Source organism: Streptomyces sp. NBC_01016, from assembly GCF_026341035.1.
Lineage (GTDB): Bacteria > Actinomycetota > Actinomycetes > Streptomycetales > Streptomycetaceae > Streptomyces.
On sequence record NZ_JAPEOQ010000002.1, the window covers coordinates 2,209,813 to 2,234,393 of the forward strand.

23 protein-coding genes are annotated in these 24,581 nt (G+C 67.4%); 16 read left to right on the forward strand and 7 right to left on the reverse strand.

The window, feature by feature from the left end; translation table 11 throughout:
• Positions 1 to 51: 51 nt before the first annotated feature.
• Entirely contained in the window at positions 52 to 846 is a 795-nt protein-coding gene (locus tag OG746_RS36845; RefSeq protein WP_266722701.1) for an MBL fold metallo-hydrolase, read from the forward strand.
• A gap of 175 nt (positions 847 to 1,021) precedes the next feature.
• Positions 1,022 to 1,900: a hypothetical protein gene (locus tag OG746_RS36850; protein ID WP_266722703.1), complete on the forward strand. Its 879-nt coding sequence runs from the start codon at positions 1,022 to 1,024 to the stop codon at positions 1,898 to 1,900.
• A gap of 15 nt (positions 1,901 to 1,915) precedes the next feature.
• Here the strand turns inward: OG746_RS36850 and OG746_RS36855 are convergent, their stop codons facing one another.
• The 4 genes from OG746_RS36855 to OG746_RS36870 all read right to left on the reverse strand — a co-directional run bounded on the left by OG746_RS36855 (position 1,916) and on the right by OG746_RS36870 (position 5,287).
• On the reverse strand, positions 1,916 to 2,398 hold the full coding sequence (locus OG746_RS36855; protein ID WP_266722705.1) for a cupin domain-containing protein: 483 nt from the start codon (positions 2,396 to 2,398) through the stop codon (positions 1,916 to 1,918).
• Positions 2,399 to 2,424: 26 nt separating this feature from the next.
• Positions 2,425 to 2,952 (reverse strand): cupin domain-containing protein, encoded by a 528-nt coding sequence (locus OG746_RS36860; protein ID WP_266722707.1) that lies wholly within the window; start codon positions 2,950 to 2,952, stop codon positions 2,425 to 2,427.
• A gap of 72 nt (positions 2,953 to 3,024) precedes the next feature.
• Entirely contained in the window at positions 3,025 to 3,792 is a 768-nt protein-coding gene (locus OG746_RS36865) for a glucose 1-dehydrogenase (protein WP_266722709.1), read from the reverse strand.
• A 49-nt stretch (positions 3,793 to 3,841) separates the two neighbouring features.
• Complete coding sequence (locus OG746_RS36870) at positions 3,842 to 5,287, reverse strand: sugar porter family MFS transporter (RefSeq protein WP_266722711.1); 1,446 nt, start codon at positions 5,285 to 5,287, stop codon at positions 3,842 to 3,844.
• A gap of 308 nt (positions 5,288 to 5,595) precedes the next feature.
• Here OG746_RS36870 and OG746_RS36875 point away from each other — a divergent pair, with 308 nt between their 5' ends.
• The 12 genes from OG746_RS36875 to OG746_RS36930 all read left to right on the forward strand — a co-directional run bounded on the left by OG746_RS36875 (position 5,596) and on the right by OG746_RS36930 (position 19,022).
• Entirely contained in the window at positions 5,596 to 5,991 is a 396-nt protein-coding gene (locus OG746_RS36875; protein WP_266722712.1) for a nuclear transport factor 2 family protein, read from the forward strand.
• Positions 5,992 to 6,160: 169 nt separating this feature from the next.
• Positions 6,161 to 7,243, forward strand: a complete 1,083-nt coding sequence (locus tag OG746_RS36880) for a tartrate dehydrogenase (protein WP_266722713.1) — start codon at positions 6,161 to 6,163, stop codon at positions 7,241 to 7,243.
• 44 nt (positions 7,244 to 7,287) lie between these two features.
• A complete protein-coding gene (locus OG746_RS36885) occupies positions 7,288 to 8,694 on the forward strand; it encodes an MFS transporter (RefSeq protein WP_266722714.1) in 1,407 nt (468 codons plus the stop codon).
• Positions 8,695 to 8,719: 25 nt separating this feature from the next.
• The gene (locus OG746_RS36890) at positions 8,720 to 10,201 is read left to right on the forward strand and encodes an aldehyde dehydrogenase (RefSeq protein WP_266722716.1); all 1,482 of its coding nucleotides are present in this window, start codon (positions 8,720 to 8,722) and stop codon (positions 10,199 to 10,201) included.
• Between the two features lie 72 nt (positions 10,202 to 10,273).
• Complete coding sequence (locus OG746_RS36895) at positions 10,274 to 11,026, forward strand: SDR family NAD(P)-dependent oxidoreductase (RefSeq protein ID WP_266722718.1); 753 nt, start codon at positions 10,274 to 10,276, stop codon at positions 11,024 to 11,026.
• Between the two features lie 255 nt (positions 11,027 to 11,281).
• A complete protein-coding gene (locus OG746_RS36900; RefSeq protein WP_266722720.1) occupies positions 11,282 to 12,061 on the forward strand; it encodes an SDR family NAD(P)-dependent oxidoreductase in 780 nt (259 codons plus the stop codon).
• Positions 12,062 to 12,146: 85 nt separating this feature from the next.
• Positions 12,147 to 13,568, forward strand: a complete 1,422-nt coding sequence (locus OG746_RS36905) for an MmgE/PrpD family protein (protein ID WP_266722721.1) — start codon at positions 12,147 to 12,149, stop codon at positions 13,566 to 13,568.
• A gap of 127 nt (positions 13,569 to 13,695) precedes the next feature.
• Positions 13,696 to 14,985 carry an MFS transporter gene (locus tag OG746_RS36910; RefSeq protein WP_266722723.1) on the forward strand — a complete coding sequence of 430 codons (1,290 nt, stop codon included), beginning with the start codon at positions 13,696 to 13,698 and terminating at the stop codon, positions 14,983 to 14,985.
• Between the two features lie 135 nt (positions 14,986 to 15,120).
• A complete protein-coding gene (locus OG746_RS36915; protein ID WP_266722725.1) occupies positions 15,121 to 15,420 on the forward strand; it encodes a YciI family protein in 300 nt (99 codons plus the stop codon).
• A gap of 64 nt (positions 15,421 to 15,484) precedes the next feature.
• Entirely contained in the window at positions 15,485 to 16,525 is a 1,041-nt protein-coding gene (locus tag OG746_RS36920) for a zinc-dependent alcohol dehydrogenase family protein (RefSeq protein ID WP_266722726.1), read from the forward strand.
• Positions 16,526 to 16,564: 39 nt separating this feature from the next.
• Positions 16,565 to 17,899, forward strand: a complete 1,335-nt coding sequence (locus OG746_RS36925) for an MFS transporter (RefSeq protein WP_266722728.1) — start codon at positions 16,565 to 16,567, stop codon at positions 17,897 to 17,899.
• 61 nt (positions 17,900 to 17,960) lie between these two features.
• A complete protein-coding gene (locus tag OG746_RS36930; RefSeq protein ID WP_266722730.1) occupies positions 17,961 to 19,022 on the forward strand; it encodes an aldehyde dehydrogenase family protein in 1,062 nt (353 codons plus the stop codon).
• Here the strand turns inward: OG746_RS36930 and OG746_RS36935 are convergent.
• Positions 19,019 to 19,836, reverse strand: a protein-coding gene (locus OG746_RS36935; RefSeq protein WP_524540550.1) for an IS5 family transposase whose coding sequence is annotated in 2 segments (ribosomal slippage) — positions 19,019 to 19,504 and positions 19,507 to 19,836 — 816 coding nt in all. Because the reading frame shifts where the segments join, the coding sequence is not laid out codon by codon here. The two genes, OG746_RS36930 and OG746_RS36935, sit on opposite strands and share 4 nt — an antisense overlap.
• Before the next feature lie 68 nt (positions 19,837 to 19,904).
• Between OG746_RS36935 and OG746_RS36940 the strand changes: the two genes are divergently transcribed.
• Complete coding sequence (locus tag OG746_RS36940) at positions 19,905 to 20,315, forward strand: aldehyde dehydrogenase family protein (protein ID WP_266722732.1); 411 nt, start codon at positions 19,905 to 19,907, stop codon at positions 20,313 to 20,315.
• Between the two features lie 64 nt (positions 20,316 to 20,379).
• Positions 20,380 to 21,771, forward strand: coding sequence for an MmgE/PrpD family protein (locus OG746_RS36945; RefSeq protein ID WP_266722734.1), 1,392 nt, complete (start codon positions 20,380 to 20,382; stop codon positions 21,769 to 21,771).
• Positions 21,772 to 22,141: 370 nt separating this feature from the next.
• On the opposite strand, the gene OG746_RS36950 is transcribed toward OG746_RS36945, so the two are convergent.
• Positions 22,142 to 23,305 carry a hypothetical protein gene (locus OG746_RS36950; RefSeq protein WP_266722736.1) on the reverse strand — a complete coding sequence of 388 codons (1,164 nt, stop codon included), beginning with the start codon at positions 23,303 to 23,305 and terminating at the stop codon, positions 22,142 to 22,144.
• Positions 23,306 to 23,623: 318 nt separating this feature from the next.
• Positions 23,624 to 24,322, reverse strand: a complete 699-nt coding sequence (locus OG746_RS36955) for a hypothetical protein (RefSeq protein WP_266722738.1) — start codon at positions 24,320 to 24,322, stop codon at positions 23,624 to 23,626.
• Positions 24,323 to 24,581 lie beyond the last annotated feature (259 nt).

The window sequence follows — 24,581 nt, forward strand, 5'->3', positions numbered from 1 at the left end:
GAAACGGGCCATCACCACCCTCCGGGCACATCGACAAGCGGGAGCAGTGAGATGAAGGTCGGAAACCTCGAGATCGTGCCGATCGTCGACGGCACTTCCCACGAGCCCATCGAGAACGCGGTGTCGCACCCGGACGGCAAGATCTGGGACTGCGTGGACCACCCCACCGATGAGAACGGGCGCATCCGTCTGGACATCGGCTCCTTCCTCGTCCGGATCAAGAACCGGACCGTCCTGATCGACGCGGGTGGCGGTGTGTTCGCGGACGAGGGAACACGGACCGGTGCGCTGCTCGACAACCTCCGTCGTGCCGGAGTTGATCCGACGGATGTCACGGACGTCTGCTTCACTCACATGCACTGGGACCACGTCGGCTGGTCGACGACCGATGGTGACATCACTTTCCCGAACGCGACGTACCGGATGCACGAGAGCGACTGGGCCTACTTCATGACCGGCCCGACCGCTGTGCCGAAGATCCGCGACCTGCTCATGCCGATCGAGTCACGAGTCGAGCCCATCGATGCCGAGGCCGAGCTGCTTCCCGGCCTCATCGCGCGCCCCGCACCCGGTCACACACCCGGCACGACCATCTACGTGATCCACGACCAGGGCGAGCGAGCCCTTCTGCTCGGCGACACTCTCCACACCGTGGGTGAGCTGACCGAGCCCGAGTGGATGGGCATGTGGGACGTCGACCCTGTCGCGGCCGGCATCATGCGTCAGCGCATCGCCGATGAGCTGGCTGACTCCGGCGATCCCTTTGCGCCGGCCCACTTCCCGGAGCTGGCCTTCGGCCGGCTGGTCACCCTCGATGGGCTCCGCAAATTCTCCTGGGCGTCGTAGTCTTCGTTGCCCGTCTGAACAGCAACTCGCCTCTGGGCAAGGGCCGGTAGCGTAGTGCTCTTCGGGCTGCTCGGCTCCGGAGTCCCAGAGGCGACTGCCCATGAATCTCCGCCCCTTGACGGCTGGTTCCGATGACGCGATACACGCTGTGTGGCGGCTTCCCGCCGCTGATGCGATGCGCGGCCACCGAGCCCTTTGGTGGACCATCGGCCCCGCCGGTGAGCTTGCTGTCCTACTGGTCCACCGGCGATATCTGAACCGCTCCCGCTATATCAAGGGGTGGGTCGGGTGGAGGCCGCAGCTCCCGTTCACGGGGGAGCTGGTCACCATCATCGGACAGGAGCAGCGGCGCATCCTGGTGAAGGACATTCGGATGTGGCCCAGCCACTTGGCCCTGCTCTCGGATCGCCGATTACTGCTGGTGAAGGGGCGTACGTCCCGCAGCGAGCCCGAGGGAGCCTGGGCCTCCAACGCGGTGGTGTTCTCGCCGTCCGGAACGCCTGAGGCCGAGTTCTGTGTCGGTGACGACATTCCAGCCCTGGTCACCGACGCCCACGGAGGTATCTGGACGGCTTACGGGGACGAGGGCATCTACGGCGGCCACCCCGAGTCGGGAGCGGGCCTCGCAGGATGGGACACCCAGGGCCGGGCCTCCTGGGCTCCTCAGCGCAGACTGCCCGACCACCCACTGGAAGGCTGCACCGCGGCGACCGAGAACGAACACGTATGGCTCGTCTGGTACTCCGGCAACGGCAAAGTCGGCACCTACCTGACGCGGATCACTCCGTCCACCGGTGATGTCGCCAGCTACCGCAGCCCCGTTTCCGACCCCGACGGGCTCGCGATCCGCGGCAACAGGGCAGTTCTTACCAGCCGTCACCACAACAAGCGGTCCGTCGACCTCATACGTGCCGAACTCGACGGCGCCACCTGGACCGTCACCAGCCGCCGTCGGCTACGTGTGCCCGGCCGGGTCGTCATGAAGTGCGGGCAAGGCCGTGACGGTTCCCTTTGGCTCCGCACGGGTGACACCTGGCTGCGCATCGAAGTGTGAAGAACGTCAGCGCTCCTACCCGCTCTTGGTGAGGGGAAAGGAGGTGTACACGAACGTTGCCGGCCGGGGGCGCAGGTTTCGCAGGTCGTGCATGCTGTCCCGCAGGACGACCGAGTCTCCGACGCCGAGTGTCACTTCGCCGTCCTCCAGCAGCACGACCAGCTCACCGCTGAGCATCGTGATCACATGCAGAGAGGGGTCCGTGTGCAGGTCCGGTGCCGCGGGCCCGTCGCCGTTTGCGGCCGGCACCGTGAGGATTCGGACCACGGCTCCTTCTGCTGGGGCGTCTGGGCCCAACGTCCACTCGGGCTCCGGGTGATCGTCCGGCCCGGCGGGAATGTCCCGCTGCTGCCACACCTCCTGGAGCAGGATCCCGTTGGGGAGCCGGGTGCGGGGCACGGCTTGCTCGTCGGCGACGACCGTGGAGGCGCCGGTGGCGTTGAGACCCACGATCACGCGACGCGCAGAGGTGGGCAGGTCGGGGTCCTCGCGCTGCATGGTGTCTTCCCTTTCTGGTCGCGCGGTCAGCGGATCACGCTGATGTGAACTGCCGAGACCACGACGGGCTCGTCGGTCCGATTCCGCCAGGCGTGCTTGGTGCCGCGCTGAACGATGGTGTCTCCCTGCCGCATGGTCGTCTCGCCCGCGTCGAGCAGCACGCACGCCTCCCCGGAGATGACCGTGACGATGTCGATGGTGTCCGTGGTGTGCATGCCGGGTGCGTCCGTCGGATCCACCGCGTCGGCGGCGCCCGACTCTGCCAGGATGCGCGCGTAGCCCCCTTCGTAGTCCCATTCACTGTCAGGGGCGAAGGCTGTGATGACGTAGTTGTAGCCGGCGGGCGGCGGCGGGATGACCGCGGCGTCGCCGGGGCCGTTCGTAGCCATCACCGGAGTGGGCACCTGGGTGGCCTGCCACAGGTGGTTCCGGGTGTAGCCATCCGCGACAAGGCGGTCGGTCGTCGGACCGTCGCTGACGAAGGTCGATCTGCCGTCGTCATCAAGTCCGGTGACGATCAGACGCGACTGAAATTCACGGTGCTCTCCAGCCATGCTGGTGTTCCTTCCAAGTGGTGATGTGCTCGGCCGTGGGATGTGTGCGTTGGTGAGATGTGCGTTGGGGTGTCAGATGCCGACTGTCTGACCACCATCGATGACCATCGCGTGGCCGGTCGCGAACCCGCCGAGGTCGGACGAGAGCCAGAGCACGGCGGAAGCGATCTCCTCGGGGCTGCCCATCCTGCCGACGGGCTCCTGGCCGATCACTCGGGCGCGGCCCTCGGGGGTGCCGCCGGAAAACCTGTTCATCATGGGCGTTTCGATGATGCCCGGGCAGATCGCGTTGACCCTGACGCCCTGTGCGGCGTAGTCCAGCGCCGCCGACTTCGTCAGGCCGATCAGCCCGTGCTTGGCGGCGACGTACGCGGCCTGCCCTCGGATCCCGACCACGCCGGCGCCGGACGACGTGTTGACGATGGAGCCGCCGCCGTTGTCGAGCATGGCGGGGATCTCGTACTTCATGCACAAGAACGCGCTGCGCAGGTCGATGTCGAGCAGCTGCGACCACTCTTCCTCCGCGATGTCGACGAGAGGCGCCGGGGGCTGCTCGATCCCGGCGTTGTTGAACGCGATGTCGAGGCGGCCGAATTCGCGGACCGTCTGCTCGACAGCAGCCCGGATCTCGCTGGAAGACGTGACGTCGCACTTGACGGTGAGCACCCGGCCGCCGTGCTCGGCGGCGAGTCGGGCGGTCTCTTCGTTGCCGGCCGAGTCGATGTCGGCCACGACCACATCAGCACCCTCGGCGGCGAAGGCCCTCGCCGTGGCACGGCCGATGCCGCTACCGGCGCCGGTCACGAAGGCGACCTTGCCGGCGAACCTCTGTGCAGTCATTCTCTCTCTCGCTTTCTGTCATGAACCAGGGGTGTGGAAGGTGTCGAGGTCAGAGCAGGGGGCGTTCGGTGACCGTGCCGCTGTAGCGGTCGCGCAGTTCACCCTCGAGCTCCTCCAAGGTGCGTCCCTTGGTCTCCGGGACACAGCGATACGCGAAGAGCGTCGCCAGCATGTTGAGCACCATGAACCCGGAGAACACCGCCACCGAGCCGTACCGCTCGGCGAGGATCGGGAACAGGAAGGAGATGAGCGAGTTGGCGACCCACAGTCCGCCGAGCGAAGCGCCCATGGCGAACCCGCGGATCGGCAGCGGGAACAGCTCAGAGAGCACCAGGAAGCCCGTGGTGGCCAGGAAGGTCAGCATGAACGCCGTGACCAGCAGCATGAAAAGCAGGATCAGGTACGAGCGCAGGCTCGAGTCCGGCAGCAGATAGGTGATGAGGAGCCCCAGATGGGAGGCGGCCACACCGCCGAATCCGAGCAGCATCATCCTGCGGCGCCCCATCACACCGAGAACCCACATGCCCACCACCGTGAAGACGATCATCGAGATTCCGACGGTGACGGAGGCGAGCAGCGATGCGGACCGGGTGAGGCCGGAACTCTGCAGCACGGTCGGCGCGTAGTACATGACCACGTTGATGCCAGTAGTCTGTTGGGCCATCGCCAAGACGATGCCGACCAGGATCAACCGCTTCATCCACGGTTCACGGCGAAGGGCGGCGAGGACGGAGGCCTTGCCCTTGGCCGCGTCCGCTGTGACGACCGCCGTGATCTGCTCGTACTCGGCCTCGACCCGGTCGGCGAGGTGTGCCCGCTGCAGCGTGTGGCGCGCCTTCGACCACATCTGCTTGCTCGCGTACCAGCGAGGTGTGTCCGGCAGCGGCGACATGCCGAGGAGAAGTGCGACGGCCGGAATGAGAGCGACGCCCACCATGTAGCGCCACACGACAGGGTCGTTGATCAGATTGGCGAGTACCGCGTTGGCGACGAATGCCAGGAACAGGCCGATCGTCAGCATGAGTTGGTTCATCGTGACGATGCGGCCCCGCTGTGAAGCCGGCGCCATCTCGGCGAGATACAGCGGTACGACGACGGAGGCGACACCGACGGCGTAGCCGAGCGCGATGCGGGCCCCGATCAGGATGGCGACGCTGGGAGCCAACGCGCATGCGATCGTGCTGACGACGAAGATCACGCTGGCGATCACCAGTGACTTCTTGCGTCCCACCCGGTCGGCGACGGGTCCGCCCAGAAGCGCGCCTGCCGTCGCGCCGGGGAAGAGCAGCGAAGTGACCACCAGCCCCTCGGTGACCGCGGTCAGCTGAAAGTCCTCGCGGAGATACACGAGTGCGCCCGAGATCACCCCGGTGTCGAACCCGAAGAGAAGGCCGCCCAGGCTGGCGATCGCCGTCAGCCGGAACAAGAAGGTCCTCGGGTCCTCACGACCGCTTGGGCGGGGCAGGACGCGCGTGGACGGTGGATTGTCAGACATGCAGTCTCCCTGGAGGTCGTCCCGTAACCGCAGGTGATGGCTGGTGTGTGTGCCGACGGGCGGGCGCCGCAGCGCGTGGTGCCGCAGTCGGCGATACGAGGGGGCGTCGAGCACGTGGTGCCCGAGCGTCGCTGAAATCCGCACCATCTGGTGTTTCACGCCGGCGGCTCTAGTGTGACGGCGCACACACTTCTCGGATGCGTCCTGGACAATATCCTGCAATGTGAGATTCAGTCAATGAAACCCGGGTGGCCTTGTTGAATCACCGGCAGCCCGGCCACGTTCCCGAGGCAAGGGTCTGAATCACCATGCACGCAAGCACTGAGACACTCAGGCTGCTCACCGAGTACTACGCCGCGATGGAGGCGAACCGCCCCCATGAGTTCGGCTCGTACTACGCGGAGGACATGACGCTCACGTTCGGGAACAGCCCCGAGGTCAAGGGGCGAGAAAACGTCGTCTCGGCCTTCCGTGACGCCCTTGACGATGTCGCATCGCTCGGACACGACCTCGTGAACGTGTGGGAGGAAGAGGGCGGGGTGGTCTTCTTCGAGTCCATCGGCCGTTGGACACTCCACAGCGGGGTCGTGATCGAGATCAAGGCGGCCTCCAAGATCACCATCGTTGACGGCAAGTTCGTCGACCAGCGCATTTACGTGGACAACGCTCCCGTATCCGAGGCGCTTGAGCGAGAGCGCGCTTAGCTGTCCCACCTGCTGCGCCCCAAGGGCCATCGCATCCATCGATAGGCGCTGCCTCCAAGCCGGGAAGCGAACCGGTCTTGGACACACTCGCGACGTCAGCCGTTCAATCACCTGTAACACGACCTGGCTGAAACGCCGGGCTACTGGTTCGACTGGACGGAGCCATCTCGTGACCACTCTCCGCACCTTCCGCATCGCGGCGATTCCCGCGGACGGCATCGGCAAGGAGGTCGTGGCCGCCGGACGCCAGGTGCTCGATGCGCTCGCCGCGGACAGCGCCGGAGCGTTTGCCTTCGACTGGCAGGAGTTCGACTGGGGCTGCGAGTACTACGCCCGTACGGGCAAGATGATGGCCGACGACGGCCTCGACCAGCTCAAGGACTTCGACGCCATCTACTTCGGCGCGGTCGGCTGGCCTAGCGTCCCCGACGACATCAGCCTGTGGGGCCTGCGCCTGAAGATCTGCCAGAACTTCGACCAGTGGGCCAACGTCCGCCCGGTGCACTTCCTGCCCGGTGTGGTCAGCCCGCTGCGCAAGGCCGACGACACCGAACTCGACTGGGTCGTCGTCCGCGAGAACAGCGAGGGCGAGTACGCGGGTCTCGGCGGCCGCAACCTCTCCGGGCGCGGTCCCGGCGGTGAAGTGGCCGTCCAGTCCTCGCTGTTCACCGAGGTGGGCTGCGAGCGCATCATCCGCTTCGCCTTCGACCTGGCCCGCACTCGCAGCCGCCGCAAGGTCTCCTCGGTGACCAAGTCCAATGCCCAGCAGTACGGGATGGTGCTGTGGGACGACGTGTTCAAGCGGGTGGCCGCCGAGTACCCGGACGTGGAGACGGAGAGTGTGCTGGTCGATGCCATGTCGGCGAAGTTCGTGCTCAAGCCCGAGGACCTGTCGGTCGTCGTCGCCTCGAACCTCAACGCCGACATCCTCTCCGACCTCGGCAGCGCCCTTGCCGGCAGTCTCGGCCTCGCGGCCAGTGCCAACCTCAATCCCGAGCGGCGTTTCCCGAGCATGTTCGAGCCGGTGCACGGCTCGGCCCCCGACATCGCGGGGCAGGGCCTGGCCAACCCGATCGGCGCGGTGGGCAGTGCGGCGTTGATGCTGGAGCACTTCGGCCTGCCCGACCAGGCGGCCCGCCTGAACAAGGCGATCGAGACCGTCACGGGCGCTGGAACCCTCACCCGCGACGTCGGCGGCACCGCCACCACCGACGAAGTCACCAAAAACCTGATCGACGCCCTCAGCCCCTAAACCACCCCCAACTCCCGGCACGGGACCCCGACTAGGAGCAGCCGATGACGTCCGCCTCCGCACCACCAGAGCCGCACAGCACCACCGTCGGCAAGAAGCCCCTGAAGTCGATGGAAGTCCGCACGGTCGCCAGCGGCACCCTCGGTTCCGCCCTGGAGTACTTCGACTTCGCTACCTACGGGATCCTGTCCGCGACGGTCTTCCCGCAGCTGTTCTTCCACCAGCTGGGGTCGACCGGCGGCCTGCTCGCCTCGTTCGCCACCTTCGGAGTGGGGGTCGCGGCACGACCGCTCGGAGCGGTTCTCTTCGGGCACCTCGGTGACCGGATCGGCCGCAAGCCGATCCTCTTCGTCACCCTCGCGCTGATGGGCGCCTCGTCCATCCTGATCGGCTTCCTGCCGACAGGCAGGGGAGTCGGCATCGCCGTCCTTCTCGTCGCGCTCCGCTTCGTGCAGGGGGTGTCGCTCGGGGGCGAGGCGACCGGCGGCCAGATCCTGTCGGTGGAGAGCTGCGACAGAAGCCGCCGCGGCCTCATGGGCAGTTTCGTGGTGATCGGGTCTCCGCTGAGCCAGGTGCTGGGCAACGTCGTCATCGCTGTGCTGAGCGCGTCATTGACCGAGGAACAGTTCCTGGCCTGGGGGTGGCGGGTCCCGTTCATCGGGAGCATCGTGATCGTCGCGACCGCGGTGTTCATCCGTCTCAAGCTGGAAGAGACGCCGGCTTTCGCGGACAATAAGGACGCTGAGATCGCGACGCCCGCCGAGGGCAGCTCCCGCGGCGCCGGCATCCGCGTGCTCAAGACGCATCCACGCCAGGTGATCGGACTGATGCTCGCCTGGGCAGGTACGACGCTGAGCTTCTATCTGATCGCGGTTTACGGGCTCAGCTATCTGCCCTCCGCGACCGGCATGTCTGCCCAGACGGCGACGGTCATCATGGTGGTCGCGAACGGCCTCTCCGCCGGCTTCGCGATCGCCGGAGGGTACGTATGTGACCGCATCGGGCGGCGCCGCGTCTGGCACATCGGCCTCGGCGGATGCTTCGTCGGCATCGTTCTTTTCTTCACCGCCGCGACCCCCAACCCGGTCGTCACCGGAGCCATCGTCGCCCTCGTGATGTGCTCCATCCAGTTCCTCAGCGGCGCCCAACCCGCCCTGTTCGCCGAGCAGTTCCCCACGCAGGTCCGATTCACCGGCATGGCGCTCGCCTACACCGGAGCCAACGTGTTGTTCGCGGCCCCGGCACCGTTCGTCGCCGCCGGCCTGACGGCCCTCGGCGGCAGCAAGCTCGTCATGACCGTGAACCTTCTCGTGCTGGTGGTGTCCGCCGTCGCCGTCTCGACGTGCCGCGAGGGCGGACACCGCGACCTGGGTTCGGACACGGAAGCTGTGCGACCGTCCGGCCGGCGCGAGACCTCACCCGCAATGACCGCCAGCAACACCCCGCAGTAGTGAACCGCCAGTAAGGACACGCAACATGAAGCAGTACCTGCACTACATCGACGGCGCCTGGGTGCAGCCGGACAGCGGCGCCTGGATCGACTCGACGGACCCCTACCGCGGCGAGACCTGGGCCCGCATCGCCCGCGGCAACGCAACCGACGCGGAGCGCGCGGTCACCGCGGCCCACCGCGCCATGACGCAGGGGCCGTGGTCCACCGTGACCGCCTCCGAACGAGGCAGGGTGCTGCGCCGTATCGGAGACGCCATCACCGAGCACGCCCAGACCCTGATCGAGACCGAGGTGCGCGACAACGGCAAGTTGCTCGCGGAGGTCACCGGCCAGATGAAGGCCGTGGCCGACTGCTGGTACTACTACGCGGGTCTCGCCGACAAGATCGAAGGCTCTTCGATCCCGCTGGAGAAGGCCGACTCGGTCGCCTTCACACGCCGTGAACCGGTCGGTGTCGTCGCCGCGCTCACCGCGTGGAACTCCCCGCTGTGGTTCGCCACCGTGAAGGCCGCGCCGGCCATGGCCGCCGGCTGTGCCGTCGTCGTCAAGCCTTCGGAGTACGCCTCCGCCAGCACACTGGAACTCGCCGGCCTGTTCGCCGAAGCGGGCGTGCCCGACGGGGTGTTCAACGTCGTCACCGGCCTGGGCCCGGACGTGGGCGCGCCCCTCGTGGAGCACCCCGATGTAGCCAAGATCGCCTTCACGGGCTCCGACACCACCGGCGCGAAGCTCTACGAGACGGCCGCGCGCAACGTCAAGCGGGTCTCGCTGGAACTGGGCGGCAAGTCCCCGAACATCGTCTTCGAGGACGCCGACCTCGACCTGGCCGCGGTCGGCGTCGTCTCGGGGATCTTCGGCGCGGGCGGACAGATGTGTGCCGCGGGCTCCCGTCTCCTCGTCCACTCCTCCATCAAGGAGAAGTTCCTCGCCAAGATCGTCGAACTGGCCAAGGGAATCCGGCTCGGCGACCCCATGGACCCGGCCACGAACGTGGGCCCGATCTCCACCCCCGCCCAGTACGAGAAGGTCCTCCACTACATCGACGTGGCCAAGCAGGACGGCGCCCGCCGCATCCTCGGCGGCAGTCCCGCCACCGGACCCGGCCTGACCGGGGGCCAGTTCGTCGAGCCCACGATCTTCACGGATGTCACCAACGACATGCGGATCGCCCAGGAAGAGGTCTTCGGGCCGATCCTGGCCGTCCTCGACTTCGACGACGAGGGAGAAGCGGTCCGCATCGCCAACGACATCCCGTACGGCCTGGTCGCCGGGGTATGGACGCGCGGCATCGGCCGGGCCATGCGCATGTCCAAGGCGCTCAAGGCGGGCAGCGTGTGGGTCAACACCTACCGGACGTACAGCTACATGGTGCCCTTCGGCGGCATGAAGCGTTCCGGACTCGGGCGTGAACACGGCATCGAGGCCGTGGACGCGTACCTGGAGACCAAGAGCATCGTCCTGTCCACGAACGACGACGCCCCGGCCAACGCGTTCGTCATGCGCTGACCTCACCGCCGTGCCCCTGCCCACGACCGGCAGGCCGCCCCCTCTCACACATCTACTGGATGGAGCAGAAGCATGAGCAGCGCACCGATACCGGACGATGCCGCGCGCGGCCGACTGCGCGGACGCCGCATCGCGGTGACCGGCGCGGCATCCGGCATCGGCCGGGCCACCGCCCTCCTCTTCGCGCAAGAAGGCGCCTCCCTCGCCCTCCTGGACCGGGACCCGGGCGGCCTGAAGGAGACCGCCCAGGAGACCGGTGGGTCCGCCTTCGAGGTGGACATCACCGCGGAGGACGAGGTGGCGGCCGCCGCCGAGCGCGCGGCCGTGGAGCTGGGAGGTATCGACGGCGTGGTGAACGCCGCCGGCATCATGTTCCGCGGCCTGGCCGCCGACGTACCGGCGGCCGACTGGCGCCGCGTCCTGGAAGTGAACCTGACCGGCACGTACGTCGTGACCCGCAGCTTCCTGCCCTGGCTGACCCGGGAGGCCGCCGCCAGCGTCGTGAACATCGCCTCGGGGCAGGGCCTGCTGCCCAACTCCCCGGGCTACACGGCGTACGCCGCGTCCAAGGGCGGGATCGTGGCCCTGACCAAGGCGCTGGCGGCCGAACTGGCCCCGCGGATCCGGGTGAACTGCATCGCCCCGGGCATGGTGGACACGGCCATGGCCGACGGCCACCGGGACGCCGCCGCGTCCACCTACGCGCTGCAGCGCATCGCCGACCCGACCGAGATCGCGGCCTCTCTCCTCTTCCTCACGAGCACCGATGCCTCCTACGTCACCGGCTCGGTGTTGGGCGTCGACGGAGGCCGCGCGTTCCACTGAGAACCTGGCCTGCCGCCGCTCGGCGGCGGCAGGCTCCCGCCGCCGTACACACCCGGCGGCAAGGCGACAACCAGATGCCGCGTCACCGACACATCTACGTGTGACGTCATTGGGGCCCCGAAGTCGGCGTACGACTCCGCCCCGCCGCAGCACACCCTCACCCCACCCAGGACCGCGGCACCCAGATGGGCCGGCCTGTTGTCCTGCCGTGTGGCCCAAGTTCGCTTTCCCACACCTAAGTTGAGGAGTACACCCATGTCTGGACGGCTCGACGGCAAGGTCGCGATCATCACCGGAGCGGCGCGCGGCCAGGGCCTCGCCGCGACCCGCATCTTCCAGGCGGAGGGCGCCAAGGTCGCCATGCTGGACCTCGACGGCGAGAAGGCCGCCGCGGCGGCAGGGGAGCTCGGCGTGCCCGGGCTGCTTCCGCTGGCCTGCGACGTCGCCGACGCGGCGAGTGTCCGCACGGCGGTGGCGCGCGTCATGGAGGAGTTCGGCCGGATCGACGTCCTCTACAACAACGCCGGCGCGAACTTCCGCAAGCCCGGACCGCGCGACGACTCCCAGGACGGTCCCACGATCGACCTCACCGAGGAGCTGTTCGACAAGTCCATCGCAGTCAACCTCAAGAGCGTCTTCCTGATGGGGAAGTACGCGCTGCCGCACATGATCCAGGGTGGCGGCGGATCGGTCATCAACATTGCTTCCCTGGCCGGGCACTGGATCGGCGCTCCCAACCACGCCTACACCGCCGCCAAGGCGGGCGTGATCGGCATGACCCGGGCCGTGGCCCAGACCTACGGCGTCAACGGAATTCGCGCCAACGTCATCACGCCCGGCCTGGTCCAGACCGAACTCGTGGCGAACATCCTCGCCGATGAGGCCTGGCGGGAGAGCTACGAGCAGGGCACCCCGCTGCGCAAGCTGGGCGAGCCCGAGGACATCGCGCGCGTCGCCCTCTTCCTCGCCTCGGAGGACTCGGCGTTCATGACCGGCTCGGTGCTGACCGCCGACGCGGGCTACATGGTCCGGTAGTCCGCCAATCGGCCCCCTCACGGTGTGTCGGCCCGGGTGCGGCCGGGTCGGCACACCCCCGTACACATCGAACCGGAGGAGACACATGACGCACTCCACGAGCGTCTCGGACCACCCCGCCGAACTGTCCGGCGTTCTGGCCGAGTTCGCAGCAGAAGCCGCGTACGAGAAGCTGCCGCAGCCCGCCGTCGACGGTGCCAAGAAGTCGCTCCTCGACACGCTCGGCGTGATCCTTGCCGCCAGTGGGACCGAGCCCGCGGCGCGCGCCGCCGTCGACGTCGTCAGGGATGCCGGTGGGCAGCCGCAGGCGACCGTCCTCGGCCACGGCTTCCGGACGTCGGCGGTCATGGCGGCCTTCGCCAACGGCGCTATGGCGCACTGCCTCAACTTCGACGACCAGACACCGTGGGGCCAGCACTCCGCCACCTCCATCATCCCCGCCGCCCTCGCCGTCGTTGAACGGCAGGGCGGGATCTCCGGCAAGGACCTGATCGCGGCCGTCGCGGTCGGCCAGGACCTCTTCACCCGGCTTCGGCGACACGTCGGCTGGCGTCAGGACTGGAACCTGTCGTCCGTCATCGGTGTCCTCGCCGCCACCGCCACGGCCGGACGGCTACTGAACCTCCCACCCGACCGGCTCGCCCACGCCTTCAGCTTCGGTGCCATCCAGTCAGGCGGCTTCATGGACATGGTGAGCGGCCCCGGCAGCGAACTCGGCGGCATGTACGCCGGGTTCTCCGCCAAGGGCGGTGTACTCGCCGCCCTCCTCGCGCAGCGGGGAGCCAAGGGCACCGACACCCTCTTCGAGGGGAAGAACGGCTTCTTCGCCACCTACTTCGGCGGCAGCTACGACCGGGAGAAGATCCTCGACAACCTCGGTGGCGAGTACTACGGAGCCGCCACGCTCTACAAGCCATGGGCGGCCGTCGGCACCGCGCACAGCCACATCCACGCGACGCTGGAGGCCATGGCCCGCCACGGTCTGAACAGCGACGACATCCAGGAACTTCGCGTCTACGCCGGCGACTGCCATGAGGGACTGTGCGCACCGTTGGACGCGCGGCGGGCGCCTGCGACGCTCATGGACGCCCGGTTCAGCCTGCCGTTCCTGGTGGCCATGGCAGCCGTGCACGGCGACCTCAAGGCCGGCGATCTCACGCAAGCGGCGCTGAAGGACGACCGAGTCCTCAAGCTCGCACGCAAGGTCGTGACTGTGTCCGATCCGGCCCTCGACTGGAAGGACGAACTCCCCAGCGGACGCGTCGAGATCGTCACCAGGGACGGCCGCCGCGTCGAGCAGAGCGGTGAGGACACACCTGGCTCCGCCACCAGGCCCTTGGCCTGGACCGACATCAACGCGAAGTTCGCGGACTGCGCCGCCTTGGCCGCCGTACCGCCGTCGCCTGAGCAGATCGTCGCGACCCAGCGGGCAGCGGCAGACCTCGAATCGGCCGACGACGCGGCACACCTGATCCGGTCTCTCACCGATACCCCGAACGGGCACTGAGCCTTCCCGGTAGCCCTTCGCCCCTCGTGAATGTCCTCGACAACAACGAAGTTGGACGGATCTCATGACCACAGGCGACACAACACCCACCCCTCCAGGTGTCGATGGCCCAGGCGTCATCCGCAGGGTGAAGCGATCCGTTCTGCCGATCGCGTTCCTGCTCTACATGTTCAGCTACATGGACCGCTCCACCATCAGCTACGCGGAGCTGACGATGTCGAAGGACCTCGGCATCGGGCTTGCCACCTACGCGGCGGCAGCTTCCGTGTTCTTCATCGTGTACGTGCTCCTGGAAGTACCGAGCAACATCATCATGGCGAAGGTCGGAGCCCGCGCCTGGCTCTCGCGCATCGCCGTCACCTGGGGACTCGTCACCCTGCTCACCGGCTTCATCGCCAACACGACCCACCTGTACATCGCCCGGGTCGCCCTGGGCATCGCGGAGGCGGGACTCTTCCCGGGCCTCGTCCTCTATCTCACCTACTGGTTCCTCAGCCAGGACCGCAGCCGCGCACTGGCCGGCATGGTGTTCGCCATGCCCGTCGGACTCATCGTCGGCAGTGTGAGCGCCGGCCTGATCCTGGACCACGTCGACTGGTTCGGGCTCGCCTCGTGGCGGTGGCTGTTCGTCCTGCAGGGCCTGCCGCCGATCCTCCTGGGGCTGTGGACCTTCTTCCGCATGGCCGACCGCCCGGCCAAGGCCCGCTGGCTGAGCAGCGCCGAATCCACCTGGCTCGACAACGAGATCAACGCCGACTACCAGGCCAGGGACGGCGCCAACGCGGAAGGAGCCGGCCATCCCGAACTGCGCGCCATCAAGAACCCTCGGGTCCTCCACCTGGCCGTCGTGTCCTTCCTCGGTGGTGTCGGCACCTACGGCATGACCTTCTTCCTCCCGCAGATCGTCGCGCAGCTGGATTCCGGATACTCACCCACCAACATCGGCTTCATCGGGGCCCTGCCCTACGTGTGCGCGGCGCTGGCCATGCTGTTCGTCGCACGCTTCTCCGACCGCACCGGCCAACGCAAGGCCGCGGTCATCGGCTGCCTGCTCACCGCCGTCGCGGGACTCGTCCTGACCATGGTCTTCCGCAACGTTCCCGTGCCGGGACTCATCGGCCTGTGCCTGTTCGCCATCGGCATCGTCTCGTACATCCCGCCCTTCTTCGCCCTGGCCACTGAAGTGCTCAGCCGCGCTCAGAGCGCTGTCGGGTTCGCAGTCATCAACTCGGTGGCCTCCCTCGGCGGGTTCGTCGGGCCGCTGCTCATCGGAAAGGTGGCCAAGGAGGGCAACACCGCGTTCGGCCTCATCGTGCCGGCAGTGAGCCTGGCCGTCGCCATCGTGCTGATGGTGTGTCTGCGGCGGGGCGGCGCCTCTGTGCATGAGGCTCCCCAGATCTCGACGGTGACCGGCTGAGAGGGCGTTAAGCCCGCTTTTGATAGCGGCCTCGTCCGGATTGGGTGAGGAACCCCGCGGGGGGAGGCTTCCGCGTCCGGCCGGGGATCTTCGGATCCACCCAGAAAATTGTTGCCACGATGAAGGAGAGCATTCGTGCCGTTCGCAATCAGATTCACCGACCGTGACGGGGTTCGCGAAATGAAGAAAGCGCTCCGTGCGGAACATCTCGAATACGTCGAATCGAACAGGTCGCGCATTATCGTGAGTGGAGGCACGTTCCCTGACGGTGATGACTTTCCTGTCGGCGGGATCATCATCCTCGACGTCGACACCAGGGCGGAAGCCGTCGAATACATCGAGAACGATCCGTTCTTCGTGCACGGCATTTTCTCCGAGTATCTCGTCGAGCGTTTCGTCAAGTTCATATTCGACGGCAAGAGGGCTGCTGGCTAAGCACGGTTCCACCGGCTTCGCCGACTGGCGATTCCGTCCATCCCAACAACCCTACGGAGTAACAATGAAGGGCGCAGTTTTCCTGGGCGACCGCATCGTTGAGCTCAGGGACTTCCCCGACCCGCAGCCCGGCCCCGGTGAGGTCGTCGTCGCCATCAAGGCGTCCGGCATGTGTGGCAGCGACCTGCACGTGTACCGAGAACAGGCAGGTCGGGCCACCACGTCCGGGGAACACATCAACGGACACGAGCCGGCCGGAGTTGTCCACGCCGTGGGCCCTGGTGTGCCACCGGACGCCGCCCGCGTCGGTGACCGTGTCATGGTCCACCACTACATCGGCTGTACGCGGTGCGACCACTGCCGCTCCGGCTGGCCTCAGATGTGCACCGGGCAGCCGTTCCGTGCCTTCGGCACCCAAGAACACGGCGGACACGCGCCGTTCATGCGGGTGCCCGCCGCGACCCTGGTCCCGCTCGATGACACGCTGAGCTTCGAGGCGGGAGCCGCCATCGGCTGCGGCACCGGCACCGCCTGGGGAGGCCTGGAGCGCCTCGGCCACATCGGGGGCAGGAACCTCGCGGTGTTCGGCCAGGGCCCGGTCGGACTCTCCGCGACCATGCTCGCCACGGCACGCGGCGCCCGGGTCGTCGCGATCGACCCGGAGCCGGCGCGGCGCGCCCACGCCCAACGCTTCGGAGCGGTTGCCGCGATAGACCCGACGGCCGACCAAGCCCCGAAGGCGCTACGGGAGTTGACCGGGGGAGACGGCGTACCGCTTGTCCTGGAGACCTCGGGCGCCTCATCGGCGATCAGGGACGGAATCGCGGCCCTCGCCCCGTGGGGGAAGGTCTGCCTGGTCGGACTCGGCGGTGAGGCGCGCTTCGGCACGGTCGACGTGCACCGCAGCCAGATGACTCTCATGACCTCCTGGACGATGTCCATCGTGCAGCAGCGCCAGTGCGCCGCTTTCATCGCCCGCAACAAGCTCCCGGTCGACGACCTCTTCACCCACCGCTGGCGCCTCGATCAAGTCGTCGAGGCCTACCAGGAGTTCGACCGGCAGGCAGCCGGAAAGGCAGCCATCGTCTTCGACGACGCCGCGTAGCAGACACCCGTCTATAGGGCCTCAACGAGGAGAGTCCGCATGACAGACGCAAGCGCCCGACGAAGGATCATCGGTGGGTCCTTCGGCAACTTCGTGGAGCTGTACGACTTCTTCGTCTACGGCTTCTCGGTGCCCATCCTGGCCTCGCACTTCTTCCCGGCAGGTGACTCCACGGCAGGACTGCTCAGTACGTTCGCGGTCTACGCCGCCGCTTTCCTGATGCGCCCCGTCGGCGGCATCCTCTTCGGCCGGCTCGGCGACCGCCTCGGCCGGGTCAGGATGATGGTGGTCACCGTGGTGACCATGGGTGCCTGCACCATGGTCATCGGTCTGGTGCCGACCTACGAACACATCGGCATCGCAGCCACCGTGCTCCTGGTCGCCGCGCGCCTCGGCCAAGGCCTGTCCATGGGCGGAGAGACCAGCGGCGCCTACAGCTTCCTGCTCGAATCAGCGCCAGAGGGCCGACGTGCCAGGTGGCTCGGATACGGCGCCGCCATGGCCTTCGCGCCCGCCGCGATCGTCGGCCTGTTCATCGTGGGCCTGCGCAGTGCCATGGGCGACGACGTGTTCCAAGACTGGGGCTGGCGCATCCCCTTCATCCTCGGCGGTCTGCTCGGACTGATCGGAGTCCTGCTCCGCGCCCGCCTCAGCGACCCCGAGGAGTTCGTCGAGGCGCGGAAGACGGAACACGTCAAGGACCCGCTGCGGGCCGTCTTCAGGACCCAGCGGCGCACCATGCTCAACGCCGGACTGCTCTCCTCGGTCAACGGCCTTGTCACCTACGCACTCAACGGCTACCTGTACACGTATCTGCTCACCGTCGTCGGCCTGGACGAGATCCCCGCGCTGCTCGTCACCTCAGCGGGGATCGCGGGCGGCGCGATCCTGTATCCCGTGACCGGCGCCATGGCCGACCGCTACGGTCGCAAACCGCTGCTCATCGCTGGCACCCTCTGGACAGTGGCAGGCATCTACCCCGCCTTCGCGCTCGCTTCCAGCGGCTCCGTCGCGGCCGCCTGCGGCGCCGCCGCCATCCTGATGATCGGCACGGCGCTCACCACCACACCACAATTCGCCGTCCAGACAGAGCTGTTCCCGACGTCGATGCGCTACTCCGGGCATGCGATTGCCACCAACCTCGGCAACGCACTCTTCGGTGGCACCGTCGCACTCATCTCGGGAGTACTGGTGAGTGCGACCGGATCCTCCGTGGCGCCCGCCTTCTACATCATGGGCGTGAGCGTGTTCGCCTTCGTCGTCGTGCTGTTCACACCAGAGACGAAGGACTTCGACCTCCGGCACTCGCGCGTCAGGGCCCCCGGTGCGTGCCACGAGGACCGCTCGGCAAAGGAGCCGACTCAAGCTGGCTGACACCACACTCGGCCCCAACTGGTCAGGAACCAAACCCCACACCGCACCATGGAGGAACTCGATGCACCGGCACACCCGCTACGACCGTCTCTTCATCGGAGGTGAGTGGGTCGAGCCCGCGACCGCAGAGCGGATCGATGTGATCTCCCCGGTCACTGAGGAGCCGGTCGCTTCCATTCCGTCAGGCTCGCCGGCCGACATGGATCGCGCGGTGGCGGCAGCCCGCGCCGCGTTCGACGGCGGCTGGGCGACCAGCCCGATCGAGGAACGTATCGGCGTCCTGCAGCGGTTGCGCAACGGGATCGAGGCGAACAGTGAGGAATTGGCGCAGCTGATCACCCAGGAGATGGGCTGCCCGATCACGCAGTCACGCACCATCCAGGTGGTCGCGCCGCTCGGCGTCCTCGACACCTACTTGAGCCTCGCGCGCGACTTCCGCTTCGACGAGGTGCGGCGATCCCTCAACGGTGCGGCCGCGCTGGTCACTCGGGAACCGGTGGGCGTGGTCGCCGCCGTCATTCCGTGGAACATGCCGTTGTCCATCGCTGTCCAGAAGATCGCGCCCGCGCTCCTGGCCGGTTGCACGGTGGTGCTGAAGCCCTCGCCCGAGGCGCCGCTCAGCTCCTACCGTCTCGTCGAGCTGCTCACCGAGGCCGGCCTACCGCCCGGTGTGGTGAACATGGTGCCCGCCGACCGCGAGGCCAGTGAGTACCTCGTCACCCACCTCGACGTGGACAAGGTGTCGTTCACCGGATCCTCTGTGGCCGGCCGCCGCATCGCCGCCCTGTGCGGCCAGGACCTGCGGCGCGTCAGCCTCGAACTGGGCGGCAAGTCAGCCGCGTTGATCCTCGACGACGCCGACTTGGACCAGGCCGTCGAAGCGCTGCGCCTCGGCTCCTTCCGCAACAGCGGGCAGATCTGCACCCTGAAGACACGCATCCTCGTCTCGCCGCGCCGCCACCAGGAACTGCTGGACCGACTGGTGGCCCTCGTCGAGTCCATGCCGCTCGGCGATCCTGGACGCCCCGAGACCCATATCGGCCCGCTGGTCAGCGCGCGCCAACGAGGGGTGGTCGAGAAGTACCTGGCCATCGCCCGCGACGAGGGCACTAAGAGCTCCTAACAGAGGCGTTGTACGTGGCGGTGGGTGATCAGACACACGGCCAGGCCGAGGAATGCTTCATGTATGTCATCGCGTCGCTCCCAGCGGATGCGCAGGCGACGAAAGCCGTGCAGCCAGGCGATCGTGCGCTCGACCACGTACCGGAAGGTGCCCAGTCCGGTGCCGTGCGGCTGGCCGCGTTCGGCGATCACCGGGCGGATGCCGCGCTGTCGTACCTGGCGGCGGTAGATGTCGTGGTCGTAGCCGCGGTCGGCGAACAGCAAGTCCGGCCGCTTGCGTGGCCGTCCGACCGTTCCCGCCACGGCGGGGACCTTGTCGAGCAGGGGCAGGAGCTGAGTGACGTCGTTGCGGTTCCCGCCGGTCAGCGACACTGCGAGCGGGATGCCCTGGCCGTCGGTGAGCACGTGGTGCTTGCTGCCCGGCCGTGCGCGGTCGACCGGGCTCGGCCCGCTTTTGGGCCCCGCCGAGCGGCCCGCACGTGCGAGGAATCGATCACCGCCCGGGACCAGTCCAGCTTGCCCGCCGACCGTAGCTTCTTCAGCAGCACCAGGTGCAGTTCGTCCCACACGCCCGCCTCGTTCCAGGCGGCGAGCCGGCGCCAGCAGGTCATGCCCGAGCCGAAGCCCAACTCCTGGGGCAGGTACTCCCATTGGATGCCGGTGTGCAGCACGAAGAGGATCCCGCACAGTGCCTGCCGGTCCGGGACCCGCGGTCTGCCCTCGACCTTCTTCGGGCCCGGCTTCGGCAGCAACGGCTCGATCATCGACCACAGTTCGTCCGACACGATCCATGGCCGCGACTGACGCTCTCCCATGACCAGACCTACGGACAGACAGACCGAAACACTCATGATCAGCAGCTTTTGTTAGAGCCTTTAAGGCGGTGGTCGGTGGCGGCCGTCCCCAGGACCTTTCGCGGGGCTGGTACGTCGAACCGACGGTGCTCACCGGGGTCGAGCCGGGCATGCGCATTGCGCAGGAAGAGATCTTTGGCCCGGTCGCCTCGGTCCTCACCTACGCCGACGAGGACGACGCTGTCGCGATCGCCAACCACTCCACGTACGGCCTGAGCGGCGCCGTCTTCACCTCCGACGTCGATCACGGCCTGGACATCGCGCGTCGGATCAGGACCGGCATGGTCGAGCTCAACGGCAACCCGTCCGGACCCGGAGCCCCGATGGGCGGCTTCAAGGGGAGCGGCCTCGGCCGGGAGAACGGACCCGAAGGCCTGGCAACGTACACCGAGTTGAAGTCGATCGGCCTGCCACAGGAAGTGGCGGACCGACTCGCGTAAGCCAGCGACGGTCGCCCGCATCAACAGCCCCTGAGCAACGAACCACCCCCACCGAGGTACCTACATGGCCTTCCCGACCAACGACATCGTCCACCACCTGGCGGCGTGCGCCGCCGAGACCCGGTACGAGGACCTTCCGCCCGAGGCCGCCGAAGCGGCCAAGAAGAGCATCCTGGACACACTCGGAGTGATCCTCGCGGCCAGCGGCACTGAGCCGGCCGTGCGCGGTGTCATCGACCTGGTCCGGGAGGGCGGCGGCCGCCCGGAGGCATCCGTCCTCGCCTTCGGCGGGAAGGTCCCGGCCATGGCGGCGGCGTTCGCCAACGGCGCCATGGCGCACTGCCTCGACTACGACGACCAGACCCCGTGGGGCCAGCACTGCTCCAGCTCGATCGTCCCGGCCGCGTTCGCGGTCGCGGAACGGCAGGGCGGTGTCCGTGGCGCCGACCTCATTGCCGCGGTCGCGGCCGGGCAGGACCTGTTCGCCCGTTTGCGCCGCAACGTCGGCTGGCGCAAGGACTGGAACCTGTCGACCGTGCTGGGAGTATTCGCCGCGACTGCGGCGGCAGGCCGCGTACTCGGCCTGTCCGGTGAGCGTCTGGCGGACGCCCTGGGCACCGCGAGCATGCAGTCCAGCGGCGTCATGGAGGTGGTCGCGGGAACAGGCAGCGACCTACGAGCCATGTACGCGGGTTTCTCCGCCAGGGGAGCGGTCACCGCAGCCCTCCTCGCCCAGAAGGGCATCACAGGTGTCCCGGATCTCTTCGAAGGCGAACACGGCGTTTTCCGCACGTACTTCGGGGGCGTCTACGACCGCGAAGCGATCCTCGCCGACCTGGGAACGGACTACCAGGGCGGCGGAACGCTCTACAAGCCCTGGCCGGCGGTCGGCACCGCCCACAGCCACATCCACGCCACCATCGGCCTCATGACCGACCACGGCCTGGCCACGGACGACATCGACGAGATCCGCGTCCACGTCGGTGACTACCACGACCTGATGTGCCGTCCCCTCGACGCCCGTAGAGCCCCGTCCACGCTCGTCGACGCAAAGTTCAGCCTCCCGTTCCTGGTGGCCGTTGCCGCCGTCCGCGGCACCGTCCGGGTGTCGGACTTCCTGCCTGAGGCGCTGCGGGACACCGAGGTACTGGACGTGGCTCGCAGGGTCGTCCCCGTACCCGACAAGAGCCTTGACTGGACGATGGAACTCCCGCCGGGGCGTGTGGAGTTGGTGCTGAGTGACGGCCGGCGTGTCAGCCGCACCGGCACCGGTGTTCCGGGTAGTACCGAGGCGCCGATGATGTGGGGCGACATCACCCGCAAGTTCGAGGACTGCGCGTCGGCGGCTGTGACTGCTCCGGGCTCGGACAAGGTCCGCAGCGCGGTGCGGCTGGTCCGTGACCTCGACGCGGTGGACGACGTCACGGAGGTGGTCCGGGCTCTCGCCGCGAACTGAGGCGAGGGCACGTCTCGACGCTGAACTCGTCCTGTGTATACGTTCGCCACGCTTCATGGCCCTGTGGGGGGCGAAACTTGTTGCTGCCGGTCAGGCTGTGTATCTGTACTCGCTGATGTCGCCGCCGAGGACTCGACTGTGCAGGAGTCGGCATTCTCCGCGAGGAACTCGGATTTGATGGCATTGCTGCAGCCGGATGCGTCCGGAGCGGTTTGTAGGAGCGCTTTCGGGGATCGCAGGTGGCTGGTACTGAGCTTGCAGCGCGGGTTGCCAGAGTTCTTGGAGGCGAGCGCCCACCGGCTGCCGTCGGGATAACGGCTCCCCTTGACATACGGATGCCAGCACCGACTGACATGACTCGATTGGGAGATCAACTCCGCTCGTGTTCCCCGCTGTCCGGTTCGCTTTCTCCGGTCAGGGTGTCCATCGCGTAGGGGTGGACGTAGCGGCCGTCGTTGAAGGGCTTGAACCAGTCGGCGAGCCCCATGGGTGCGATCCGCAGCATCTCGCCGACGGGGCTGTCCTCGATGCCGTCGGCGGCGTCGTCGTACAGCCATTCATGGTCCATGTCCTCGTACACGAGGTCGGCGAAGCAGTCGAGAGCCTGCTCGACACCGTCGTCGAGCAGGCCGAAGGTCTCCAGGCAGACCTTCGCCTCGTTCAGCAGGAGCCGCAGTGCCAGTTCCTCTGTGACACAGCTCAGCTGGGTGAAGGTGCCCTGCGTGAACCGGGTGGTCATGGCGATCATGGTGACCAGGAAGCGGCGGGCGAACTGTTCGTCGTAGCGCAGGGCGTAGCGGCGGGGCAGGTCCTCCAGGTGCCACAGCACGTCTTCGCACTCGGCGACGTTGGTGTCCGCTTCGGTGAGGGTGTGGACGTCCATGAACAGCTGGTCGATCATCACGTCTGTGGCCCAGATCAGGGCGCCGGCGGCCAGTTGAGCGTCTTCATCCGCGGTGCCCTCGTAGTCGCCGAATTCCTCATCTTCTTTGTCCTCTTCGGTGATCACGCCGAACATCTGCGGTCCGAAGGCTTTGAGCTGGGGTGCGAGGGCCAGCATCTGGCGGCGGGTCTTCTCGGAATCCGCCGCGATCTCCGCCTCACTCGGTGCGGATGTGTGGGTGGTCTGGGCCAGGTGGGCGCGTCGCGACGCTGGGTCAGGGGCGGGGGTTTCCGGGCCCGTTGCGGCGTCCAGGCTTTCCTGGGCAAGCTCCGGGTGGAGCTGAACTTCGCACTTCTCGACGGTCCACTCGGCAAGCAACTCCGTGCGTTCCAGGAGCTCTTGGACGAGGGCGCGGACTGCTTCCTCGGCGATCTCCAGCGTGGGGGCGTGCGCGAAGACCTTCAGTAGTGCGCCGCCGGGGTGGACGGCGACGAGGCTGTCGACGACCTCCACCTCCATGCCGTCCCGGCCCTCGATGCCTTCGACGGCGTCGAATCCTTGCTCCAGCAGCGCGATGGCCCCGACGCGCTGCAACTCGTCCATCTCCGGGGCGCCTTCGGAGGTCTGGGTGTCTACGGTCACGACATACATCACTCCGTCAGCTTTGCAGCACCGGGCAAGGCGGAGGGGCAGTTGTTCGGAACAGCGTGACTGATTCTCGGCGAGAGCCCGGTCCGGAACGAGCACCTGGGCGGGCCTCTTCTCCACCCGCCTCCGGATCCCGCCGCTCTGGAGGTTGGAACTGGTTTCTACCCCAGCCGAGGGCCGGGCTGTGGATCATCAACTCCAGGCCCTGGTTGAGCTTCTCGCGGTCAATGCCGGGCGACAGTTGGCGAACGGCCGCAGCCAGCCCTGCATCGTCTCGAGTTCCGGCCGCCCGTAGGTGTTCTTTCTGGTGCTCTCTCAACTTCAGAGGCCACGATGCCTTGAGTCATCTGGGATGTCGTACCCCTCAACGTCGCGGAGCCAGTAACGGGTCACGGCAGCCCTCCGCCCGATCTCCTGGGATTCAGCTACGTCCATCACTTCCCCGGAGTGCATCGCAAGCGTATGAGCGTCCTCCATGGGCTGCAGAACGGCGCGGGCCACGGCCTGTGCCGTGTCGACATCCAAAAGGCTCTCGGCCTGCCATCGTCGCAGCCGGACCTTGGCCTGCCGTGCAGCACTGCTTAGGGCTTGAGCCTCCAGCGTGCCGACTGCGTTCATTGCCTGCTCGTCCGCCGCGTTGACCTCCTGCGTGAGGTGCTTGGTGATGACTTCCTGGGCGAGGCGGGCACGCTCCTCTTCCGCATGCTGATAGTCAACCGCCACCTGTAGGGCCCGCAGGAGTTGGGCAACGCTGGGCGCCCCAGCTGGGCCGTTGGCAGAACGGTAGGTCCGGCAGGCGAGAGAGGGCACGGCACCGCTTTCGGCTAACGGATCACGGCCGTCGATCAGGACCGTTGGGGAGCCTTTGAACCAAGCTCTACGGGCCTCGGCCAGGTCGGTGATCACTCTCGTGGTGAAGTCCGTGGTGTTCAGCCCGCAGTCGTCAAGCGCCTGTCGCAGTCGCTCCTCGGTGAGCTGGCGGTGAGGACAAGCTGGCGCTACGAGGACCTCAATCTTCATGTTTCCAGGATCGCGCACCTCGGTGCCGTACGAGCCGACGGAAGTGAGGGTTTCCTGGACGTGGAGGCGGCGACCTTGGTGTCGAGGGTGGCGAGTTCGCCGTGCACCCTGCGGTAGCACCGCTACTGGTTCTCCCGCATCAGATGCAGGACCAGCGCGTGGGGCGAGCGGAGTTTGTGTGATCGGCCCGGTCCCGTCGGTCTGCAGGTGCGGGCATGGCGCCGTTTGATCAAGTCGAGACGCCGCCGCAACACGGTGT

Coding starts and splice junctions, on each gene's coding strand:
- OG746_RS36930 (WP_266722730.1), top strand. CDS start 17,961: ATGCACCGGCACACCCGCTACGACCGTCTCTTCATCGGAGGTGAGTGG.
- OG746_RS36850 (WP_266722703.1), top strand. CDS start 1,022: ATGCGCGGCCACCGAGCCCTTTGGTGGACCATCGGCCCCGCCGGTGAG.
- OG746_RS36905 (WP_266722721.1), top strand. CDS start 12,147: ATGACGCACTCCACGAGCGTCTCGGACCACCCCGCCGAACTGTCCGGC.
- OG746_RS36955 (WP_266722738.1), bottom strand. CDS start 24,322: ATGAAGATTGAGGTCCTCGTAGCGCCAGCTTGTCCTCACCGCCAGCTC.
- OG746_RS36950 (WP_266722736.1), bottom strand. CDS start 23,305: ATGTATGTCGTGACCGTAGACACCCAGACCTCCGAAGGCGCCCCGGAG.
- OG746_RS36925 (WP_266722728.1), top strand. CDS start 16,565: ATGACAGACGCAAGCGCCCGACGAAGGATCATCGGTGGGTCCTTCGGC.
- OG746_RS36885 (WP_266722714.1), top strand. CDS start 7,288: ATGACGTCCGCCTCCGCACCACCAGAGCCGCACAGCACCACCGTCGGC.
- OG746_RS36945 (WP_266722734.1), top strand. CDS start 20,380: ATGGCCTTCCCGACCAACGACATCGTCCACCACCTGGCGGCGTGCGCC.
- OG746_RS36900 (WP_266722720.1), top strand. CDS start 11,282: ATGTCTGGACGGCTCGACGGCAAGGTCGCGATCATCACCGGAGCGGCG.
- OG746_RS36860 (WP_266722707.1), bottom strand. CDS start 2,952: ATGGCTGGAGAGCACCGTGAATTTCAGTCGCGTCTGATCGTCACCGGA.
- OG746_RS36870 (WP_266722711.1), bottom strand. CDS start 5,287: ATGTCTGACAATCCACCGTCCACGCGCGTCCTGCCCCGCCCAAGCGGT.
- OG746_RS36895 (WP_266722718.1), top strand. CDS start 10,274: ATGAGCAGCGCACCGATACCGGACGATGCCGCGCGCGGCCGACTGCGC.
- OG746_RS36920 (WP_266722726.1), top strand. CDS start 15,485: ATGAAGGGCGCAGTTTTCCTGGGCGACCGCATCGTTGAGCTCAGGGAC.
- OG746_RS36845 (WP_266722701.1), top strand. CDS start 52: ATGAAGGTCGGAAACCTCGAGATCGTGCCGATCGTCGACGGCACTTCC.
- OG746_RS36865 (WP_266722709.1), bottom strand. CDS start 3,792: ATGACTGCACAGAGGTTCGCCGGCAAGGTCGCCTTCGTGACCGGCGCC.
- OG746_RS36855 (WP_266722705.1), bottom strand. CDS start 2,398: ATGCAGCGCGAGGACCCCGACCTGCCCACCTCTGCGCGTCGCGTGATC.
- OG746_RS36875 (WP_266722712.1), top strand. CDS start 5,596: ATGCACGCAAGCACTGAGACACTCAGGCTGCTCACCGAGTACTACGCC.
- OG746_RS36890 (WP_266722716.1), top strand. CDS start 8,720: ATGAAGCAGTACCTGCACTACATCGACGGCGCCTGGGTGCAGCCGGAC.